This is a genomic window from Evansella sp. AB-P1 (assembly GCF_029688925.1).
Classification (GTDB): domain Bacteria; phylum Bacillota; class Bacilli; order Bacillales; family Salisediminibacteriaceae; genus Evansella.
Genome location: NZ_JARUKY010000005.1, coordinates 206,006 through 225,834, shown reverse-complemented (window position 1 = coordinate 225,834; position 19,829 = coordinate 206,006). Strand labels below are relative to the sequence as shown.

General features: G+C 34.4%; 10 protein-coding genes. 8 read left to right on the top strand and 2 right to left on the bottom strand.

Annotation, left to right across the window (positions count from 1 at the left end):
* Positions 1-520 precede the first annotated feature (520 nt).
* Positions 521-6,049 carry a bacterial Ig-like domain-containing protein gene (locus tag QA612_RS07055; RefSeq protein WP_278283075.1) on the top strand — a complete coding sequence of 1,843 codons (5,529 nt, stop codon included), beginning with the start codon at positions 521-523 and terminating at the stop codon, positions 6,047-6,049.
* A gap of 880 nt (positions 6,050-6,929) precedes the next feature.
* Complete coding sequence (locus tag QA612_RS07050) at positions 6,930-12,518, top strand: bacterial Ig-like domain-containing protein (RefSeq protein WP_278283074.1); 5,589 nt, start codon at positions 6,930-6,932, stop codon at positions 12,516-12,518.
* Positions 12,519-12,763: 245 nt separating this feature from the next.
* On the opposite strand, the gene QA612_RS07045 is transcribed toward QA612_RS07050, so the two are convergent.
* Positions 12,764-13,225, bottom strand: a complete 462-nt coding sequence (locus tag QA612_RS07045; protein WP_278283073.1) for a hypothetical protein — start codon at positions 13,223-13,225, stop codon at positions 12,764-12,766.
* A gap of 801 nt (positions 13,226-14,026) precedes the next feature.
* Between QA612_RS07045 and QA612_RS07040 the strand changes: the two genes are divergently transcribed.
* Complete coding sequence (locus QA612_RS07040; protein ID WP_278283072.1) at positions 14,027-14,533, top strand: DUF6199 family natural product biosynthesis protein; 507 nt, start codon at positions 14,027-14,029, stop codon at positions 14,531-14,533.
* A 51-nt stretch (positions 14,534-14,584) separates the two neighbouring features.
* Here QA612_RS07040 and QA612_RS07035 read toward each other — a convergent pair whose 3' ends face one another.
* Positions 14,585-15,394, bottom strand: a complete 810-nt coding sequence (locus QA612_RS07035; RefSeq protein WP_278283071.1) for a Cof-type HAD-IIB family hydrolase — start codon at positions 15,392-15,394, stop codon at positions 14,585-14,587.
* A 299-nt stretch (positions 15,395-15,693) separates the two neighbouring features.
* Here QA612_RS07035 and QA612_RS07030 point away from each other — a divergent pair, with 299 nt between their 5' ends.
* The 5 genes from QA612_RS07030 to QA612_RS07010 all read left to right on the top strand — a co-directional run bounded on the left by QA612_RS07030 (position 15,694) and on the right by QA612_RS07010 (position 19,783).
* Positions 15,694-16,977: an aspartate aminotransferase type Ic gene (locus tag QA612_RS07030; RefSeq protein ID WP_278283070.1), complete on the top strand. Its 1,284-nt coding sequence runs from the start codon at positions 15,694-15,696 to the stop codon at positions 16,975-16,977.
* Positions 16,978-17,428: 451 nt separating this feature from the next.
* Positions 17,429-17,629 carry a DUF2933 domain-containing protein gene (locus QA612_RS07025; protein WP_278283069.1) on the top strand — a complete coding sequence of 67 codons (201 nt, stop codon included), beginning with the start codon at positions 17,429-17,431 and terminating at the stop codon, positions 17,627-17,629.
* Between the two features lie 27 nt (positions 17,630-17,656).
* A complete protein-coding gene (locus QA612_RS07020) occupies positions 17,657-17,884 on the top strand; it encodes a hypothetical protein (RefSeq protein WP_278283068.1) in 228 nt (75 codons plus the stop codon).
* Between the two features lie 37 nt (positions 17,885-17,921).
* A complete protein-coding gene (locus QA612_RS07015; protein ID WP_278283067.1) occupies positions 17,922-18,155 on the top strand; it encodes a hypothetical protein in 234 nt (77 codons plus the stop codon).
* Positions 18,156-18,328: 173 nt separating this feature from the next.
* A complete protein-coding gene (locus QA612_RS07010; RefSeq protein ID WP_481804418.1) occupies positions 18,329-19,783 on the top strand; it encodes a YVTN family beta-propeller repeat protein in 1,455 nt (484 codons plus the stop codon).
* The last annotated feature ends 46 nt before the right edge of the window (positions 19,784-19,829 follow it).

Below are 19,829 nucleotides of genomic sequence, written 5' to 3'. Positions count from 1 at the left end.
AACTACGTTCAATTCGCAAGCAGTTATACCTCTTAACTGTATTGTGCGTGTGTTTTTTCAATGGCTTATCAAACTTAATGGTGTTTTTGGCCAAGCGGTTTTCACAAGCAAAATCCCAAAACTGCTCTAAAAGAATTATTGAATTATTTCAGTCTTTCCAAAGAACAATAATTTTAACTATTTAACTTTTGTTTTTTTGAATAATATTAGTTTTCTTAAAATTGTTTTAATGGATTAATTTAATTGCACAAACTTTGTAATATAACCAAGTATACTAATATAAAAAGTAGGTTTAATTGATTATCCGCTTTACATATTTTTGTGTTTTTTCCGGGAAATGTTATCGGTTTCAATCCGTGTTCTCCTTTTAGAACACGGTGAAACATAGACTCTCAAAAATTGATTACATATTTTGAGAGATTAATAATGTATCAGAAAGGAGGGAACTTGTAGTTTTTACAACTCATAACAAACTAAAAACTTCAAATTAGTAACTATTTACTAAAAAGAGGAGGATTTGATGAGGAAACATAAGAATGTATTCGCAATAGTAATGTCCATTCTATTACTAATTTCTCCGATGAATTTAACTGTTTTCGCTGATGATGGTGAGAATAGTGATGAGACGGACGAACGTACTGAAGTTAATCAGATTCCAGAAGATAGTGACTGGACTGGTGCGATTCATGGTAATGTTGGGACGAATAATTTTGATTATGATAGTTTTGAAATAACTGAAGATGATAATGGTGACGTTACCATGCGTGTTACGGGTAACCGAGGACAAATCGCAAGTGGTGATGAAGCGTTTGTATATTATTTCCAGGAAGTGGATCCAGATGCGAACTTTGAGATTAGTGCCACTGCAAAAGTAGAAAGCATGGTAACAGATAATAACCAAACTGCTTTTGGTATCATGCTTAGAAGTAATGCAGTAGAAGAGCACAATCGTTATCCATTTGAAATGGATAGTTTTACTGGTGATTATGTAGCACTAGGTGGACTTCGCCAAGAGGTTAGAGGGTTCCACAAATTACATGATGACGGTTATGTTTATCCTGATGAGTTAGCTTTTGATGATGTTGTAGTTGGCGAAGAATATGATATTAGTATTCGAAAAGTTGGAGATATCTTTGAATTAACTGTTGATGGTGAAACAGAGGTTATCGATGACTATGAAGGTGAAATCAACTATGCTGGTTTAATTGCTGTAAGAAATGCAACAGTTACTTATAGTGATGTTAACTTCAGTGTTGAAGGTCAAATTGATCTTGGCGACTGGGAATTCAGTGCATTTGGTGAAAATGCTAGTATTGATAGTGATCCAGTAAGAAATCCTGATCCAATAGAAAATGAAGACGGTTCAGTTACAATCGATGCTTCAGGTGGTAAGATTGCTAGTGATAACGAAGGTATTTCCTTCTATTACAAAGATATACCAGCTGATGCAAACTTTGAAATTAACACAATAGCAACAGTAGAAAGATATACAGGTGCGAGCCAAGTTTCATTTGGTTTAATGTTACGAGATGAAGTTGGTGAACATGGAGACGGCTCTACACAAACAGCAAATTACATAGCTGTGGGCGGGGACCGTGAAGACATGAGAGGTTACTATAACCATGATGGAGTACCTAGTCGTCAACAACTTGATGCTTTCTCACACCCTTCAACTGGTGAAGAGTATGAGTTATCTATTCAAAAGTCAGGCGACACATATGTAGTCACTTCAAATGGTGAAAGTGAGACGGTTACATTAGAAGACTTATTTACTGATGAAGTGAGTGCTGGTTTATTTGTATCCCGTGATGCAAAAGTTACTTTCAGTGATTTTGAAATTAATGTGGATACTAGAACAGTAGAGGAATTACAAGTAAATACTGATGGAATGCAATCGGAGTATTTAATCGGTGAACAATTAAATTTAGATGGCATTTCTGTAACCGCTTTATTCTCTGATGGGGGAGAAACTGAAATTTCTGCTGACGATGTGATCGTAACTGGCTTTGACAGCAGTGAATTAGGAACAAACACGATTACATTAAACTATAGCGGTGTAAGTACAACATTTGATGTAGAAATTGTAGATTTAACTGTAACTGATTTAAGTATCCGTTATTTCCCTGCAAACACAGAGTACTTTATCGGGGATAAATTTGATCCACAAGGTTTAGTCGTTATTGCTGAATACAATGATGGATTTGATAGTGGAGAGCTATCCAGTGATGTATACAGCTTTGAAATCGATGGTGAACCTGTAGAGGAAGACTATGTATTCACAAGCCCAGGAACAAAAACAGTTTCTATTTTAGCTGACAATTCTGCAGAAGGTGTTGTAGCAACATTTGAAGTAGAAGTAGCAGATGCTGAGTTAACTGAAGTAGAAATTCGAACTACTCCTGCAAAAGAACAATATTTCTTAGGAGATGAACTAGATCTTTCTGGAATGGTTGTCTATGCAATTTATGATGACGGTTCTGAGGTAAGACTAGTACCAGATCAGTATGATGTGTCTGATTTAGATACAGAAACCGCTGGTGATAAAGATGTTGTTATTACTCATAAAGGTGTAGAAGCTATTCTCACATTAAATGTTAAAGAAAGAGAATTAGAAACACTTTTCGTTTCGGAATTCCCAACAACTACATTCTATGTAGGGGATGAATTTAGTGCGGAAGGACTTGAAGTTTCAAAGCTTTATGATAATGAAGATGTAGAATTATTCTCTGAAGATGACTATGAAGTTAATTCTGATGCCTTTGACAATACGCAAACAGGAACATATGACATTGAAATAGTTCCTGATTCTTCTGATATTGACCCTATCTCATTTGCTGTTACAGTGCGAGAAGAAGCAGTTAATGAATTTGATTTCATCGTGTTTGGTCAGTCTATTGGTGAAAATAGAAATAGCTATTCAGTAACAGAGGAGGGTGCAATTCGTCTAGAAGCGTTTGAAGGCGAGAATGCTGGTAAGATTACTGGTGACCACGACGGAATTGTATTCTACTACACTGAAATTGATGCAGAAGCTGATAACTTTGAATTATCTGCAGATATTCACGTTGAACATTATGCTAAAACTCCACATGATGGACAAGAATCATTTGGTATTATGGCAAGAGATGCAATAGGTGAACCATGGGATTCAAGTGTATTCTCTTCGAATATTGCTGCAGTAGGTGGTTTTTCTGGTGGAACAGGGAACGCTAATGGTACACAGCTATTTGTAAGAACTGGTGTAATGTCTCCAGATGGTGAAGGTAGTGAAGGTAGAACGAGTAGAATGTTGAAGGAAGAAAGACCTTCTATTGAGAACACATATCCAGAAGAAACTTACCATTTAACACTTTCAAAAACAAATAGTGGGTTTGTTGGAAAATTAGATGATGGAGAAAATGTTTATGAAGACATTATCTTTGAACCTGAAATCTTAAATGTTCAAGATGATACGATGTACGTTGGTTTCTATGTTGCTCGTGAAGCAACAATCGAAGTAAGTAATTATGAACTTACTGTAACGGATGCGGAGACAGATGCTCCAAGAGTTGATCCTCCTGCAGAAGCTATTTCACCAAATTTCAATGTATTATCTCTTGATAAGACACCATTAACTAATTATGACTTAAAAGTGCAATCAAATGCTGACGGTGTCGTTACAGTTAGACAAGGTACAGAAGTCATTTTACGTGACGAAACTGTAGAACAAGGTGAAATATTCATTGTTCCTACTTCACTTGATGCGAACAGTGATACAAACTTTAGTATTAGCTTCTTACCTGATGATACACAATATTTAACATCATACGAACGTATTATCAGAAACTTTACAGTAACAAACCGTATTTTAAGAGATGGTACGGAAGATATTTATGTATCACCTGAAGGTACGAGTGCTGCTACAGGTGCATATGACGATGAGTTAGACATTGACACGGCGATCGATTATGTAATGCCTGGTCAAACAATTGTAGTCAAAGATGGACACTATTTACGTGAAGATGCTTTACGCATTAGAACGTATAACGATGGTACTCCTGATGCAATGAAATATCTTGTTGCAGAGCCTGGAGCTAGACCAGTGTTTGACTTCGATAATAGACATCATGGTATGTTACACCAAGGGGACTACTGGCATGTAAAAGGTCTTGACTTTGCCCGTGCAGGTGGTAACCGAAAAGGGTATCACATCGGTGGTAACCATAATATTGTTGAAAATTCAAGATTTTATGAGAACGGAGATTCTGGTATTCAAATTAGCCGTCTAGATGGTGCTAATAATATTGAAGATTGGCCGTCTCATAACTTACTTCTTAACAATGTATCATTCGACAACCAAGACCCTGCTGAAAATAATGCTGATGGTTTTGCGATAAAGCTAACGGTAGGGGAAGGAAATAAGCTGATCGGTAACGTTGCGCATAATAACGTTGACGATGGATATGACTTATATGCAAAGCTAGGTACAGGACCAATTGGAACAGTTATTTTTAAAGATAATCTTGCCTTTGATAATGGTACGTTAACAGACGGAACTATTGGAGGCGGAGATAAGAATGGATTCAAGATGGGTGGAGAAGGTATTCATGTACCTCATGAAATCCATAACAGTGTTGCATGGAATAATGGGAATACTGGATTCACGAACAATAGTAATCCTGGTTTAATCGTTAAAGGTGACAATTTTGCGTACAATAATAACACTAACCTAGGATTGAATGTATATACAGGTGTAACGCACGACTTCACCTTAGAAGATTTCGTTTCAATCCAGACGGAAGAAGGAAGTTCAAGTGATAGTTATCCATCTGATTTAGCGTCAGATAGCAACTATTTATACGATGGTACTCAAACTGTGAATGTTTCTGGTGAAGAAATCGATTATACAAACCACACAGGTTATAAGACAATGAATAAAGTTCTTGCTCTTATTGAAGAAGAAACAGACGAAAATGGAGATACAAACTGGACAAATGTATGGGATAGATATTATGCTTCTGAATATCCTGTGGAAGCTGATCTTGAAGTTGATGGCGACACAGTAACTATCTCAAATGATAGTATTGATACAGTAGGTAGAGACGGAGTACTTACTATTAATGTTCAAGACTTAAATGTATCAACATTCTCATTTACAGTTGAACAGATTGAAATGTTACAAGAAAAGAACGTAAGTGTTCAACTTGCTAGACCAGGATTACAAGCAAGAGTACCAGCAGCGGTGTTGACGGAAGATATTACGATAAATGAGGTGGAAGATCTTTCGAATACTCCAACACCAGATTACTCTGATTTAGTAAGTTCCGTTTATGAATTTAGTCTTACTGGTAATTTTGAAAATGACCCAGTTTTACTGGAATTCGAAGTAGATACAGAGAATGTATCTAACCCAGATAATTTAAGAGTTTTCTATTACAATAGTAATACAAATGAGTGGAAAGAAAAGGATGGAGGTACGTTTAGTAATGGTGTATTCTCATATCCTGCAACTCACTTTAGTATGTATACTGTAATGGAAGTTAATGAAGCTGAAATTCTTAGAAGAGAATTAGAACAGCAAATTAACGATTTAAGAGATCAAATCGAAGACCTTGAAGCTAGTCATTCAGCTGAACTTGCTAGCTTAACAGCTCAACTTCAGCAACTAGAAAATGCCTATGCGAATCTTGAATTAGAAAACGAAGATTTAGAAGATCGTGTTTCTGAATTAGAAAATGATCTTAGAGAATTACAAGAGGCATTTGATGAACTAGCAGCAAGTTTAGAAGAGGGTGATGACTCTCCAAGTGATGATAATGGTGATACGTCAAATGGAGGAGATGATCAATCAAAAGAAGACGATGATGATGTAAAAGGTGATGACTCATCAAAAGATGATGAAGACTCTAAAGATGGAGAAGGAGATTCTTCTAAAGGAACGGATGAAGAAGATGAGCTTCCTGATACAGCAACGAATATGTATAACTTCTTACTCATCGGTCTAGCGTTAATCATTGTAGGATTGGCATTCTACTTCTATCGTGGTCGTAGAGAAAAGGAATTAGTTTAATATTATAAAATAATAGTCTTAAATAGATTATTATTAAAAATCGAGGCGTGAATTCTCTATGTTGAGAATTCACGCCTTTTCAATATGAAATTTGATTATTTTGTAGAATTCATAAGTCCATATTACTAGTAAATTATCATAATTTTATGTAATTACAAATTTTATTTCCTATTCAAGTCTAATTTATCCTATATTTTGATTTTATGACACAAAATTTGCGAAAATTTAATTGACACCCATGTTGTAAACGTTTACAATTAAATTGAATCTGACAACGTTGTTAGTATTCAATAAGTGAAAGATTATAAATTTACATATTTGATTAATTTCTTCAGTAATTCAATATACTTTATGCAACTTGTCTATTAGACTAAATTAATAGACGTGAAGCATATTGCCTCCATTCTCAATTTTTTGTTGTTTGTCAGTTCATTTAAACAACGTTAAAGTGAATTGGTAGCAGCAACTCCAAACAGTCATCTAGGAACCTCACACAAAAATGAATGAATAAATTACTACTTTTTATTATTCAATTACTACTTTTTCAACCCTTATTTACTAATGTATTTATTACTTATAATCGAATAATTATACAAGTTCGTTAATGTAGATGGTTTATTTGTTATGTCTAAAATCTGCCTAATTTCAAAGGGTATAAATTATTCATAATTCCGATTAAATCTACCTTTTTACTCCGATAAATGTTATGTAAATAGGTTTCAACATCATATCTATTAACAAGGACTTAATAGATTGTGATGAAACATATACTCTCAAATATTAATTTTGAGGAAAACTATTTTAGAAGGGAGGTTACTAGATTACTACTTATTCTTTATACTAACAACTTCATAGTAGATTAGAAAAAGAGGAGGATTATATGAGGAAGCATAAAAGATTTTTCGCAATAATGATGACAGTTCTCTTATTACTATCGAATATGAATTTAACTGTTTTAGCTGCAGATGTGGCGGTCGATGATGAAGAGGAAGAATTACCAGTAGTAAATATTTCTAGTGACTGGCAAGGAAGTGTCATGGGTGATATTGGTACGAATGATATTATTCTTGACAACTTTGAAATCACGGAAAACGAAGATGATACAGTTCATATGAGAGTATCAAATAATCGTGGTAAGATTGCTGGAAATGATGAAGGGTTAATTTATTACTATAAAGATGTAGATCCTGATGCAAACTTTGAATTAAGTGCAACGGTTCATGTTGAACAAATGGTTGTAGATAATAACCAAACTGCTTTTGGTCTCATGCTTCGAAGTAATGTTATGGATGGGCGTGAAGGTGGTTTTCAAGGTGAATATGTTGCTTTAGGTGGTTTGCGTCAAGAAGTAAGAGGCTTTTATAGAGAAGGTACATCTGGTTACCAGTGGCCTGAAGATCTAGCCTTCGGAGAAATTGTTATTGATGAAGAATATGAATTAACAATCCGAAAGGTAGGTAATTTATTCCAGTTAACTGTAGACGGTGAAACAGAAGTACTTCAAGATTACTCTGGTGAACTTAATTACGCTGGATTATTCGTGGCAAGAAATGCTACTGTAACTTTTAGTGATGTTAGTCTAAATGTTGAAGGACAGGTTGAGCTTGGAGATTGGGAATTTAGTGCTTTTGGTGACAATACTAATATTGAATTAAGAAACTTTGATCCTACTTTTCCTGACGAAAATTCTATAAGAATCGTAGCAGACGGTGGAAAGATTTCAAGTAATGTAGATGGAATTTCATATTATTATAAAGAAGTTCCAGTTGATGCAAACTTTGAAATTAGTACCCAATTAGAAATTAATAGTATGAATAGTAGTAACAATCAAGTTTCATTTGGTTTAATGCTCAGGGATGAAGTTGGAGCTCACGGAGCTTCAGGTGGTCACGAAGCAAACTATGTATCTCTAGGTGCACTTGATATGAATAATGGAGATGGCTTTAAAGCATTCTATAAGGAATTTTTCAATCCTGCAGAAAGTACAAGGTCATTAACTAAAGTACCTATAGAAACTGATAATCCAATTATCGGTGATGTGTATGATTTATCAATTAGTAAAGCTGGTAATTCGTATGTTGTAAACCTTAATGGTGAAACAAGAATTATAGAACCTGAAGATGAAAATATATTTACAGATTCCATTTTTGCTGGACTATATGTAGCTCGTGGTGCAGATGTTACTTTTAGTAACTATGACATTACGGTAGATACGACAACAGTAGAATCTTTAGAGGTAGATTCCTCAGAAATGAATACTGAGTTCTTAGTTGGTGAAGCTTTAGACCTTACTGGTTTAGTTGTAAGTGCTAAATATTCTGACGGTACAGAATCAGTAATTTCAGAAGAAGATTATATTGTTACTGGTTTTGATAGCAGTGAAGTAGGCACTAACACTATTACAATTAACTTTAGAGGCTCTACAGCAACTATTGAATTAGAAATTGTTGCTCTAAACATTACAAGTTTAGAAATACAATATTTCCCTGCTAAAACAGAATATTTTATTGGTGATAGTTTTGACCCTGAAGGTTTAGAAGTTGTTGCTGAATATAATGAAGGGTTTACTTATGCTGTATTATCAAGTGATTCTTTCAACTTTGCCATAGATGGAGTTGAATTAGACGCTGAGTTTGTTTTTAATGAATCAGGAACTAAGATTGTTGAAGTGAGTCATATTGACTTTCCTGATGTTGTAACAAACTTTGAAGTTGAAGTGGGAGAAGCTCTTATTTCCGAATTAGAAATAAGAACACCACCAGCAAAAGAACAGTATTTCCTTGGTGATGAGTTAGATCTTTCTGGAATTGTAGTATATGCAATTTATGATGATGGATCTGAAGTGAGATTAATGAGTAATGAATTCACTGATTCTGGATTAGATACGTCTACTGCAGGAGATAAAGAAGTTATTATTACTCATAAGGGTATTGAAGTAGTTCTTCCTCTTAATGTAAAGGAAAGAGAACTTGAAACTCTTACAATAACTAATTATCCTCAAACAACATTCTTTATTGGAGACGCTTTCAATAAGGATGGTTTAGAAGTATCACAAGTGTATGACAATGGAGATGTGGATATCTTTTCAGAGGACAATTATTCAGTAGATTCATCTTCTTTTGATAGTTCAGCGGTTGGTACTTATGAAATTGTTATCAAGCCTGGTATTAATGATATTGATGCAATTTCTTATAATGTAACAGTTCGAGAAGAAGTTGATCATGAATTTGATTTTATTAGATTCGGACAATCTATTGGAACTAACAGAAATAAGTGGGATAAATATGAAGATGGTACTATTTATCTAGAGGCAACTCCTGGAGCAAATGCAGGGAAAATTACAGATGACCATGATGGAATTACTTATTATTATACTGAACTTGACGCTGCGGAAAATAACTTTGAATTGTCTGCAGATTTTAAAGTAATTCATTATGCAAAAACGCCTCATGATGGTCAAGAGTCTTTCGGTATTATGGCGCGAGATGCTAACGGAGCACCTAATGATTCTAGTGTATTCTCCTCAAATTTCGCTGCTGTCGGTGGATTTTCAGGGGGAACGAGAGAGCCTAATGGAACTCAGGTATTCGCTAGGACTGGTGTATTAGCTCCAGATGGCGAGGGGAGTCAAGGTAGAACAAGTAGAATGTTGAAGGAAGAACGTCCTTCAATTGACAACACATACCCTGAACAAACTTATCGTTTGACTCTTGCTAAAACAAATAGTGGTTTTGTAGGAACTCTAAATGATGGAGTAAATGTATATGAAGATATCATCTTTGAGCCAGAAATCTTAAATGTTCAAGATGATAAAATGTATATTGGTTTTTATGTTGCTCGTGAAGCAATTATAGAAGTAAGCAACATCGAATTTAATGTAACTGCAGCAGCAACGGATGCTCCAAGAGTTTATCCGCCATCAGAAGCAGTTACACCAAATTTCAGTATTTTATCTCTTGAAAAAACACCTTTAACTGAATACGATTTATTGTTAAGAGCAAATGCAGATGGTGTTGTATCAGTAAGACAAGGAATGGACTATATTGCAGAAAATGTTGAAGTAGAAGCTGGAGATATCTTCCCAGTTCAATCTTCATTAAATGCAAATAGTACTACAAACTTTAGTATTACTTATTTACCAGATGATACACAGTATTTAACTTCTTATGATCGAATTGTAAGAAACTTTACAGTTACGAATAAGATTTTCCGAAATGGTACTGGAAATCTATATGTATCACCTGAGGGTACAAGTAACGGAACTGGGACTTACAATAATGAACTAGATATTGATACAGCAATTGATTATGTTATGCCTGGACAAAAAATTATAGTTAAGGATGGTTACTATTTACGTGATGGTGCCCTTCGTATTAGACCGTATAATGATGGTAGACCAGATGCAATGAAGTATCTCTTTGCAGAACCAGGAGCAAGACCTGTGTTTGACTTTGATCGTAGACATGATGGAATGCTTCACCAAGGAGATTACTGGCATGTGAAGGGTATTGACTTTGCACGTGCGGGTGGTAACCGTAAAGGATACCACATTGGTGGTAACCATAACATTGTTGAAAATTCAAGATTCTATGAAAATGGAGATTCTGGAATACAAATTAGCCGATTAGATGGTGCTAATAGTATTGAAGATTGGCCATCTCATAACTTACTATTAAACAATGTTTCATTCGATAACCGAGATCCTGCTGAAAATAATGCAGACGGATTTGCTATTAAGCTTACAGTAGGTGAAGGAAACGTTCTTATAGGAAATATTGCACATAACAATGTGGATGATGGTTATGATTTATATGCAAAGCTTGGTACGGGTCCTATTGGAACAGTAATCTTTGAAAATAATATTGCCTTTGATAATGGTACGTTAACAGACGGAACTGTTGGAGGAGGAGATAAAAACGGATTTAAGATGGGTGGAGAAGGAATCCATGTTCCACATGTTATTCGAGACAGTGTTGCATGGGGGAATGGAAATACTGGCTTCAGTAATAACAGTAACCCAGGGTTAATTGTGACCGGTGATAATGTTGCAATAGATAATAACCGTAACTTAGGTCTAAGTGTATATTCTGGTGTAACACATGATTTTACACTTGATGGGTTCATTTCAATCCAAACTGGATCAGGAAATAGTGATAGCTATCCATCTAATTTAGCATCTGATACTAATTACTTATTTAACGGTACAGAAACTGTTAATGCATCAGGTGAAGCACCAAATTTAGAAGGTCTAGCTGGTTTGGAAACAATGAATACAATTCTAACTCTAATTGAGGAAGAAACTGCAAATGGAGTTACTAACTGGACGAATGTATGGGATAGATATTTTGAGTCTGAGTATCCTACGCCAGTAGAAGTAGATGAAGTAACAGCTCAACCTATAGTAGGGGAAGATGGAGTTGCTACTATCTCTACTAATGAAGTTTATAATGTAGCACAAGATGGAGTATTAATTATTCCTGATATGGAAGTAACAAACTTCTATTTCTCACAGGGACAAATAGAAATACTAAAATTAAGAAATGCTTCATTACAAATAACAAAACCAGGGTTAACATTTAATTTACCATTCTCAGCATTTACTGGTGATGGAGATAGTTCTATTAGTATCGATAGTGTAGAAGTTGATGCTGATAGTCTTCCAATTGCTACTGAGCTAAGAAGTAAAGTTTATGATTTCACAGTTCTTGAAAATTCTAGTAAAATGGAATTTGACTCTGAAAATCCAGTTGTTTTAGAATTTGAAATCGTAAGTGATGTTACAAATGTAAACGATTTGAAAGTATTCTACTTCAATGGTGATGAGTGGGAAGAAAGAGTAGGCGGATATTATGAAGGTGGTATTTTCTACTATCCTGCAACTCATTTCAGTATGTACACAGTAATGGAAGTTGATGAACTTGAAAAGCTTAGACATGAGCTACAACAACAAATTGATGGGCTAGAGCAGCAAATCAATGATCTCAAAGATACTCATTCTTCTGAACTAGCTGCACTTGAAGCTGCACTTCAAAACCTTCAAGCTGCTTATGCAAGTCTTGAAGCAGATAATGCTGATTTATTAATCATCATTACTGACTTAATGAATCAGCTTGCTGAATTACAAAGAGCATTTGATGAATTAGCAGCTACTATCGATGATGGTGATGACACACCTGGAGACGACTCATCTGACGGAGACGACAACGGTGATGGTTCAACTGACGGAGACAACGGATCCGATACAAACGGTGACGATTCTTCTGATGGCGATACGAAAGGTGATGACTCTTCAAAAGACGATGATGATGCAAAAGATTCTGATGGAGATAAAAAATCTGAGGAAGATGGGGATGAGTTGCCAGATACAGCAACTAACATGTACAACTTCCTACTTATCGGACTTGCACTAATCATTGCAGGAATGGCCTTCTACCTTTACAGAGGTCGTAGAGAAAAAGAAGTAGTATAATTTTTTCAACGATTAATAAACTATGAAATGTTAATCGAAAATAAAAGCGGGAATTCTCATCAACTGAGAATTCCCGTCTCTTTTTTTAGTTAGTTGTAGATTCTAATTAGTTAAATACATATATGGATACTATTCATCTTTAAAGTCTGTAAAGAAGTAAATAAACATTATAATGGAAATGCCAATAATAAAAGCACCAGTTTTTGTATTTTTTAAAACGGGAAGATCATGTAAGGCCATAAAAATCACCTCTTTTTATATTTATTTGCAACGCTTGGGTCAATATTGAAGATGTCACAAACTAATTTATTAAAATTATCTAAGTCGTTAAACAAGTTTTGAATTCTTGGTATTTTTGCTTTTACTCTCGGCACACCTAATAATGGTCCACCGCAATTTATTGTAAATCCTTCAGGTGTCAAGGCACTACCTGTTACGGAAAATTGATCTAGAAGTAAAAATTTTGCAATAAAAATATCTATAATGTCTATCCCAAGATTAACAATTGGATTCCCAGTAGGACTTTCAATTCTTCTTATGCCAGTAATAGGTCCAGCTAAGGTTACACGAAACCCACGAGGTGTTACAAACACCCCCATGATGGTAATTTGTCCAGTTAACAATAGGATTGCTGTAATAATGGCAAGATTTCGATGAATATTACTTATCGTTTGTAATGCTTTTTCATTATTGTTTTGTTTAGACACCATCACCACACCCTCTAAAATTATCCTATTCTAATTTGACCTTAATGTTTTTAATACAAAAGCCCATTTATTCTTTACAGGATAAAGTCAATCATTCATCATTGAAATGGATAACAAACTAGTTTGTTTATTACCTGAATCCGTGATAAGGATGTTGATATGCCATCCACCAACTCGCTATATATGATGTCATTACACCACCGTGCTTAATAGACGGAGCAGATTTTATTTCAGGAACGATTAGTTGAGAGGATCGCTTTGAAAGTTCCGTTTTAGACAAAACCTAAAGCAGCATTCGTGGAAAGGGTTTCCTGAGTCTTCTAATAAAATTTAATCATAGCATCTACCCTGAAAATAAGCGTTAGTTCAGGAGTGAATGCGGTGACTCCAGCGACGAGCATATGCTTCACGAATAAGCTTCGAGTTGTCTCGACGCATATAACATCAGAGCAACACTTGCAGAGGCAGAGACAGGACAATGTACTTTAGCAGTATACTAAATGTATAGTGTGGAGGCTGAGGCATTGCCCGCGGAAAGCTTCCGCATAGAACGGATGAACTTCCTGATGAATATTTTCATCCTTCATGGTGCAAGTATTGCTTGCATGGGAAGTCTACCTTTTGAATAAGAATTTGAACTAAATAATAGTTCATATCCTTATTCTAACAGTGTTTTAAGACTCTTTAATTGTTTAATTCATCACGTATTCAGGTATTTTATAAAAATACATAAATTAGTAGATATGAAACATAATGTTTTACTTATTGAAAGCTTTGAAATATTAGGTTAGGAGGGTTTGAATGAAAGGGAAAACTAGTATAATGATGTTTGTTTTATTACTTTCCTTTTTCCAACAGCCATTATTGACAGATGCAAACGTTATGGAAAAAATTGAATTATCAAATGGTGAAATAGTTACAGTTCACTTTCGAGGTGAAGGTGACAGTTATCGATATGAGGTAACTTTTGAAAGTGGTGAGACTTATTTTCATGAAAGAAGAGGGAATATCACTACTGGAGGAGGTTCTAGTCCAAGTGAAAGCTACCAAATTCTTGGTGAAGAAGCCATTGAACAGTTTGAAAAAATGCATGGAAACCCTACAGAAGGAAATACAATTATATCAGGTAACCCATTGGGAGTACTTGTAATCTTATTGGGGGCTATTGGTTTGTTCTTCCCATATGTCTTATGGTATTTAGAAATAGGTTGGAAGCTTAAAGATGCTGAACCTAGTGATTTCTTTCTTTTATTAAACCGAATTATTGGGGTAGTTATCATTTTTGTTGGAATTTTTATGTTATTTTAGAAGAGAGAAAAAACACACCATAACCAAATTGGTGTGTTTTTTTACTTCTGATTACTTATTTAATATAAACTCTTCCACTACAGTTGCGACACCTTCATTAATATTTGTATCAGTTACATAATCAGCCTTTTCTTTTATATCATCAGGTGCATTGCCCATGGCTACACCTAAACCAGCTAATTCAATCATCTCTAAGTCGTTATAGCTGTCACCAACTGCAATTATTTCTTCTTTGCTAATATCTAATTTATCGATTAATATTTGTAAGCTTGCCCCTTTTGTTACGCCTTCCTCCATAAATTCTAAAAAGTAAGGTTTGGAACGGAAGATGGTTAACAGTCCAGCTAATTCTTCCTTTAATTTTTTTTCTACTTTCATTAATTTTTCTGGTTCTTCACTCATTAAAACTTTTACAACTGGTTCTTGTACTGCTTCAACGATACTTTTCACTTCTTTAATAGGTATTCCAGTTAGCTTACTTTCGATAGCAGTATATTTATTATTTTTTTCCGTTACAATCGTATCCTTTACAAAAGTATGTAAATTTACATTTTCACGCTTACTTAATTCTTGAAGCTTGTGTACCGTTTCAGGAGGTAAATGACTACTATATAGCTCGTCATTCGTTTTACAATTAAATATTTTAGCACCATTGAAAGCGAGTATGTAGCTTCCGTATTCTCCTAAGCGGAGCTCTTTCACATATTCTCTTATGCCAGGTGTTGGTCGTCCAGAAGCGAGAACTACCTTAACCCCTAATTCTTGCGCGTCTAATAAAGCCTTTTTCGTATGAGATCCAATTGTATGGTCATTTAAAAGAAGTGTATCATCCATATCAAGTATAATCATTTTATATTTCAAAGCTACCGCCCCTTAAATTTAAAATCTTATTTTTTACTATATCAATAATCGTCACTCCTATGCAAAGCCTAATTCACTAAGAATATTTAATTTGTAAAATTGTCTAAGGACATAATTTCCATCACTTTCTTAACATGTTATGATAGTAACTATAGGTTTTTAATACGTTATTAATATACTAGAACAATTTCGTTACAAATAAGTCACGAAATAATTAAAAATTGTGTAATATTTTTTAACACATCTGACGAAAGTTACGTTATGATTTATATATAAAATAAAGGGAGGAATATCATATTATGACTGACTTTACTACGTTAAGTGAAAATGAGTTGAAAGAGCTTCAAGTCAAACTGCAGGACAAATATGATACATATAAAAGTCAAGGGTTAAAATTAGACATGTCTAGAGGAAAGCCAAGTCCTAAGCAATTAGACCTTTCCGACGAAATGCTTGATGTTGTTTCTTCGAAGGATGTTTTAAAGGCTGAAGATGGTACGGATGTACGTAACTATGGTGGTTTAGATGGTTTACCAGAAACGAAGAAATTTTTTGGGGAAATATTAGATGTTAATCCAAGTGAAGTGTTGGTTGGTGGGAATTCAAGCTTAAACTTGATGCATGATACTGTATCAAGGGCCATGTTTTTCGGAGTTTATGGGAGTGAAACACCGTGGGGCAAACTTCCTAAAGTGAAATTCCTTTGTCCGAGTCCTGGGTATGATCGTCATTTTGCAATATGTGAATTATTCAATATTGAAATGATTGTTGTTGATATGAAAGATGATGGTCCAGATATGGATCAAGTAGAAAAGCTTGTGAAAGAGGACGATTCTATCAAAGGTATTTGGTGTGTCCCAAAATATAGTAATCCAGACGGAATCACTTATTCTGATGAAGTGGTTGATCGCTTTGCACAGCTTGAAGCAAAAGCAAATGATTTCCGTATTTTCTGGGATGACGCTTACACTGTTCACCATTTAACAGAACAACCTGATCAGTTAAAAAATATTTTAGATGCTTGTAAGGAAGCTGGTCATCCTGATCGTGTATTCATGTTTAGCTCCACTTCAAAAATCACCTATGCTGGATCGGGTATTGGTGTATTAGCATCAAGTGAAAATAACTTAAATTTCTTCAAGAAACAAATTTCTATGCAAACGATTGGTCCAGATAAGGTTAACCAACTGCGCCATATCCGTTTCTTTAAAAATGTAGAAAACTTAAAGGCACATATGAAAAAGCATGCTGAGATTATTAAGCCTAAGTTTGATATGGTTTTAAGTAAGCTAGAATCAGAATTAGGAGATAAGGATATAGCATCTTGGCATAGCCCTAACGGGGGATATTTCATTAGTTTAAATACATTAGATGATTGCGCAAAAGAGGTTGTAAATTTGGCGAAAGAAGCAGGTGTAACCTTAACTGGTGCAGGAGCTACATTCCCATATGGTAAAGACCCGAGAAATCGAAATATCCGTATTGCACCTACATTCCCTTCATTAGAAGAGCTTGAAAAAGCAATGAATGTTTTATGTGTTTGTGTTCAATTGGCGAGTATTAATAAACTACTCTCTAAATAACATTACTTGAATGAATTTCATAAATAAAAATTAATTGAAAAAGACGAACGTTATTTTCGATTATAGTGGAAGACGGCGCCTCTAGTGGGAACAGTACTAGCTGAAAATCCATTTCTGACGGTGTTTAGCCGTAAAAATTAGTTGAGGCCGTGCCCGCAGGAGCCAGGACGGCGTAATTGATCCGTTTGAATCGGAGATCGAATTAAATTTAATTTTATTTTATAAATGTACATGTTTTAGAATGAAATATTAAATGTTGAAATTAACTCACTTATTAAAATGAAATAAAGTAATGAAGAAACCTGTCCTTATCAATATAAAGGACAGGTTTTTTAAGTTACTGAAAAGCTATAAACTATAATGCAATAATTGTTAAAAAAATATAGATTCACAGTTTTTTCATATTTAAGTTATATACTTTAGTTGATTAATAATCGAAGGAGGAGTTCAAATGGATTTAGCTTACTTAGCTTTACTCGCTTGTCCGATCATGATGGTAATTATGGTTATAGCAATAATGAAAATGTCTGGAAACAATAACAGTTCTAGCAAAACAAATCAAGATAAAGAGTTGAAAGAAAATCTGAATACGTTAGTGCAGCAAAATCAAGCATTAGCTAAAGAGATTGAAGATTTAAAAAGGTCGCGATAACAAATAGAGTTTTAAAGGAGGATACTGATGAATTCGCCAATTATTACTGTTATTCTTTTTATTATTTTAGTAGGAATGATAGTAATGTGTAGTAAAAAAATGAAGCCTTCAAGTGGAGGATGCTGTGGGAAAACGGTTCAAAATGATAATTCCAACAATGATTCCACAGATAGTTATCATCAAATACAAGCAAAATTAGAAGAAATAGAAAGAGAAAATGAACAACTAAAAAGTAAAATTCGTGAATTAAAGTAAAAGAAGCTTTGTTTAAGTAAGTTAAAGGAGAGTGTATATGAATAATACGTTGCTTTTATTAATAATTGCTCTAAAAGGAGTTTGTTTATTCATTTGTTGGAAAGGTGTTTCTTATGCACGACGACATCAACAGAATAATCAATCAACAGGTGATAATCTGACTGATGAAGAAAAGCAATTAATTAATGATAAAATGAATAGATTAATGAACGAAAACAAAGCTATGCATGAGGAACTAAAAAGTATGGAGATTAATAAAAAAACTTCGTAAATCAAAAGGTTTTGTCTTTTTAGGGGAATTCTAAATTCTTACTTTGTTATTCAAGGAGGTGATAGGTGATTTCACCTTCTTTTTCAATGTTACTACTATTTTATTAGCTTCATATTTCAATACAGTCTAGTATCAACAAATTACAATAGGTTAAAAACTTGGAGGGGAAAATGTTGAAAAAAGTAATTTCATTAATCGTAATATCGTTTGTAATTGTTATAGGGAGTGTTACTTTCTTTTTTGTAAATACAGAAGATGCTCTTTATTCCCCAATATTTTATGTAGCAAATGCAGGGGATGGAACAATATCTGTAGTTGATTTAGAACAAGATTATCCTGTTAAATCTATTTCACTGAATAAAGAGAAACTATCTCACGGTATCGCTATCTCTCCTAATGAAAAAACGATATATTATGGATCAGGTTCTAGTGAAAATAAATTATATGCTCTAGATGTCTCAACTCAAGAAACTATTCATGAGCTCAGTTTTAATGAACGAGTTCATGGCATTGATATTCATCCATCAGGGAAGTATGTTTATGTGTCGTTAAGTCCTGGGCTTGGTGAAAAAGGTGGTTACTTAGCAGTAGTGGATACGCAAGCCTTTGAAGTAGTTTCATTGATTATAACGGAAGATGGTCCTGCACATGTTTCTGTAGCAAATGATGGATCACAAATTTGGGTAACGAATGTCAATAGTAATTCGGTAAGTGTTATAGATTCCTATACATATCAGTTATTAGCTACGATACCTGTAGGAGAGGTTCCAAATGAAGTAGCATTAAGTCCTAATTTCGATTTCGCCTATACTGCAAATGTTCGTTCTAATTCTATATCTGTTATTGATATGATTACCCGTGAAGTAGTGGATGAAATTGAAGCTGGGGAAGGTGTCCATGGAGTAACTGTTTCCCCAGATGGAAAAGAAGTTTGGACAGCAAATAATCACTCAAATGATGTTTCCGTTATTGATACAGAAACAAGGGAATTAGTTTCAACAATTGAGACTGGATCGTATGCGAATCATATTTCATTCTCTCCTGAAGGTGACTTGGCATTTGTGACACATCGTGAGTCGAATAGTCTAATCATTATTAATCGAAGTAACTATAGTGTGATAAAAGAGTTAGATTTAGGGGTAGAACCACATGAAATGACATTAAAGGGAATGCTTCCTTACGATATAGAGCTTGAAATAAATGAAGACTGGAATAGGGAAAATGCTACACGGTACCAATGGCACGGTAGTGAATTTGTAGACGGTGTAGAAGTTGTTGCTCAGTTTTTATCTCCATATAATGACGAAGATACTCAATTATTGGATAGTACCATAGAAGGGATGGATCCTTCTAAATATTTTGCATTAAAGATTGATATGTCAACTCATTCAGGGGATTTATCTACGATACCATTTGAAGAAAATACTCGCTTGTTAACTACCTCTAACGATGAACTAGAAGTAGCAAATTGGATTGTAGTGAGTAATGACTCTCATCATCCACAGTATATTGCTTTGTTTAATAAAACTATTGATAGAAAACCTCTATTAGTTAATAAAGATACGACACTAACCCTTCTTTTTAGACCTTTTATTGGTGAAAAGAACATAGAAATTGAATTACAATAAAAGAACCTTTTTTTTCACAAAGTCTATTTTAGCATTAGGGTAATCT

What these genes read in the sequence shown, in the direction of transcription:
- QA612_RS07020 (WP_278283068.1), top strand. Translation starts at nt 17,657, where the DNA reads ATGAATTCGCCAATTATTACTGTTATTCTTTTTATTATTTTAGTAGGA.
- QA612_RS07015 (WP_278283067.1), top strand. Translation starts at nt 17,922, where the DNA reads ATGAATAATACGTTGCTTTTATTAATAATTGCTCTAAAAGGAGTTTGT.
- QA612_RS07040 (WP_278283072.1), top strand. Translation starts at nt 14,027, where the DNA reads ATGAAAGGGAAAACTAGTATAATGATGTTTGTTTTATTACTTTCCTTT.
- QA612_RS07050 (WP_278283074.1), top strand. Translation starts at nt 6,930, where the DNA reads ATGAGGAAGCATAAAAGATTTTTCGCAATAATGATGACAGTTCTCTTA.
- QA612_RS07055 (WP_278283075.1), top strand. Translation starts at nt 521, where the DNA reads ATGAGGAAACATAAGAATGTATTCGCAATAGTAATGTCCATTCTATTA.
- QA612_RS07025 (WP_278283069.1), top strand. Translation starts at nt 17,429, where the DNA reads ATGGATTTAGCTTACTTAGCTTTACTCGCTTGTCCGATCATGATGGTA.
- QA612_RS07030 (WP_278283070.1), top strand. Translation starts at nt 15,694, where the DNA reads ATGACTGACTTTACTACGTTAAGTGAAAATGAGTTGAAAGAGCTTCAA.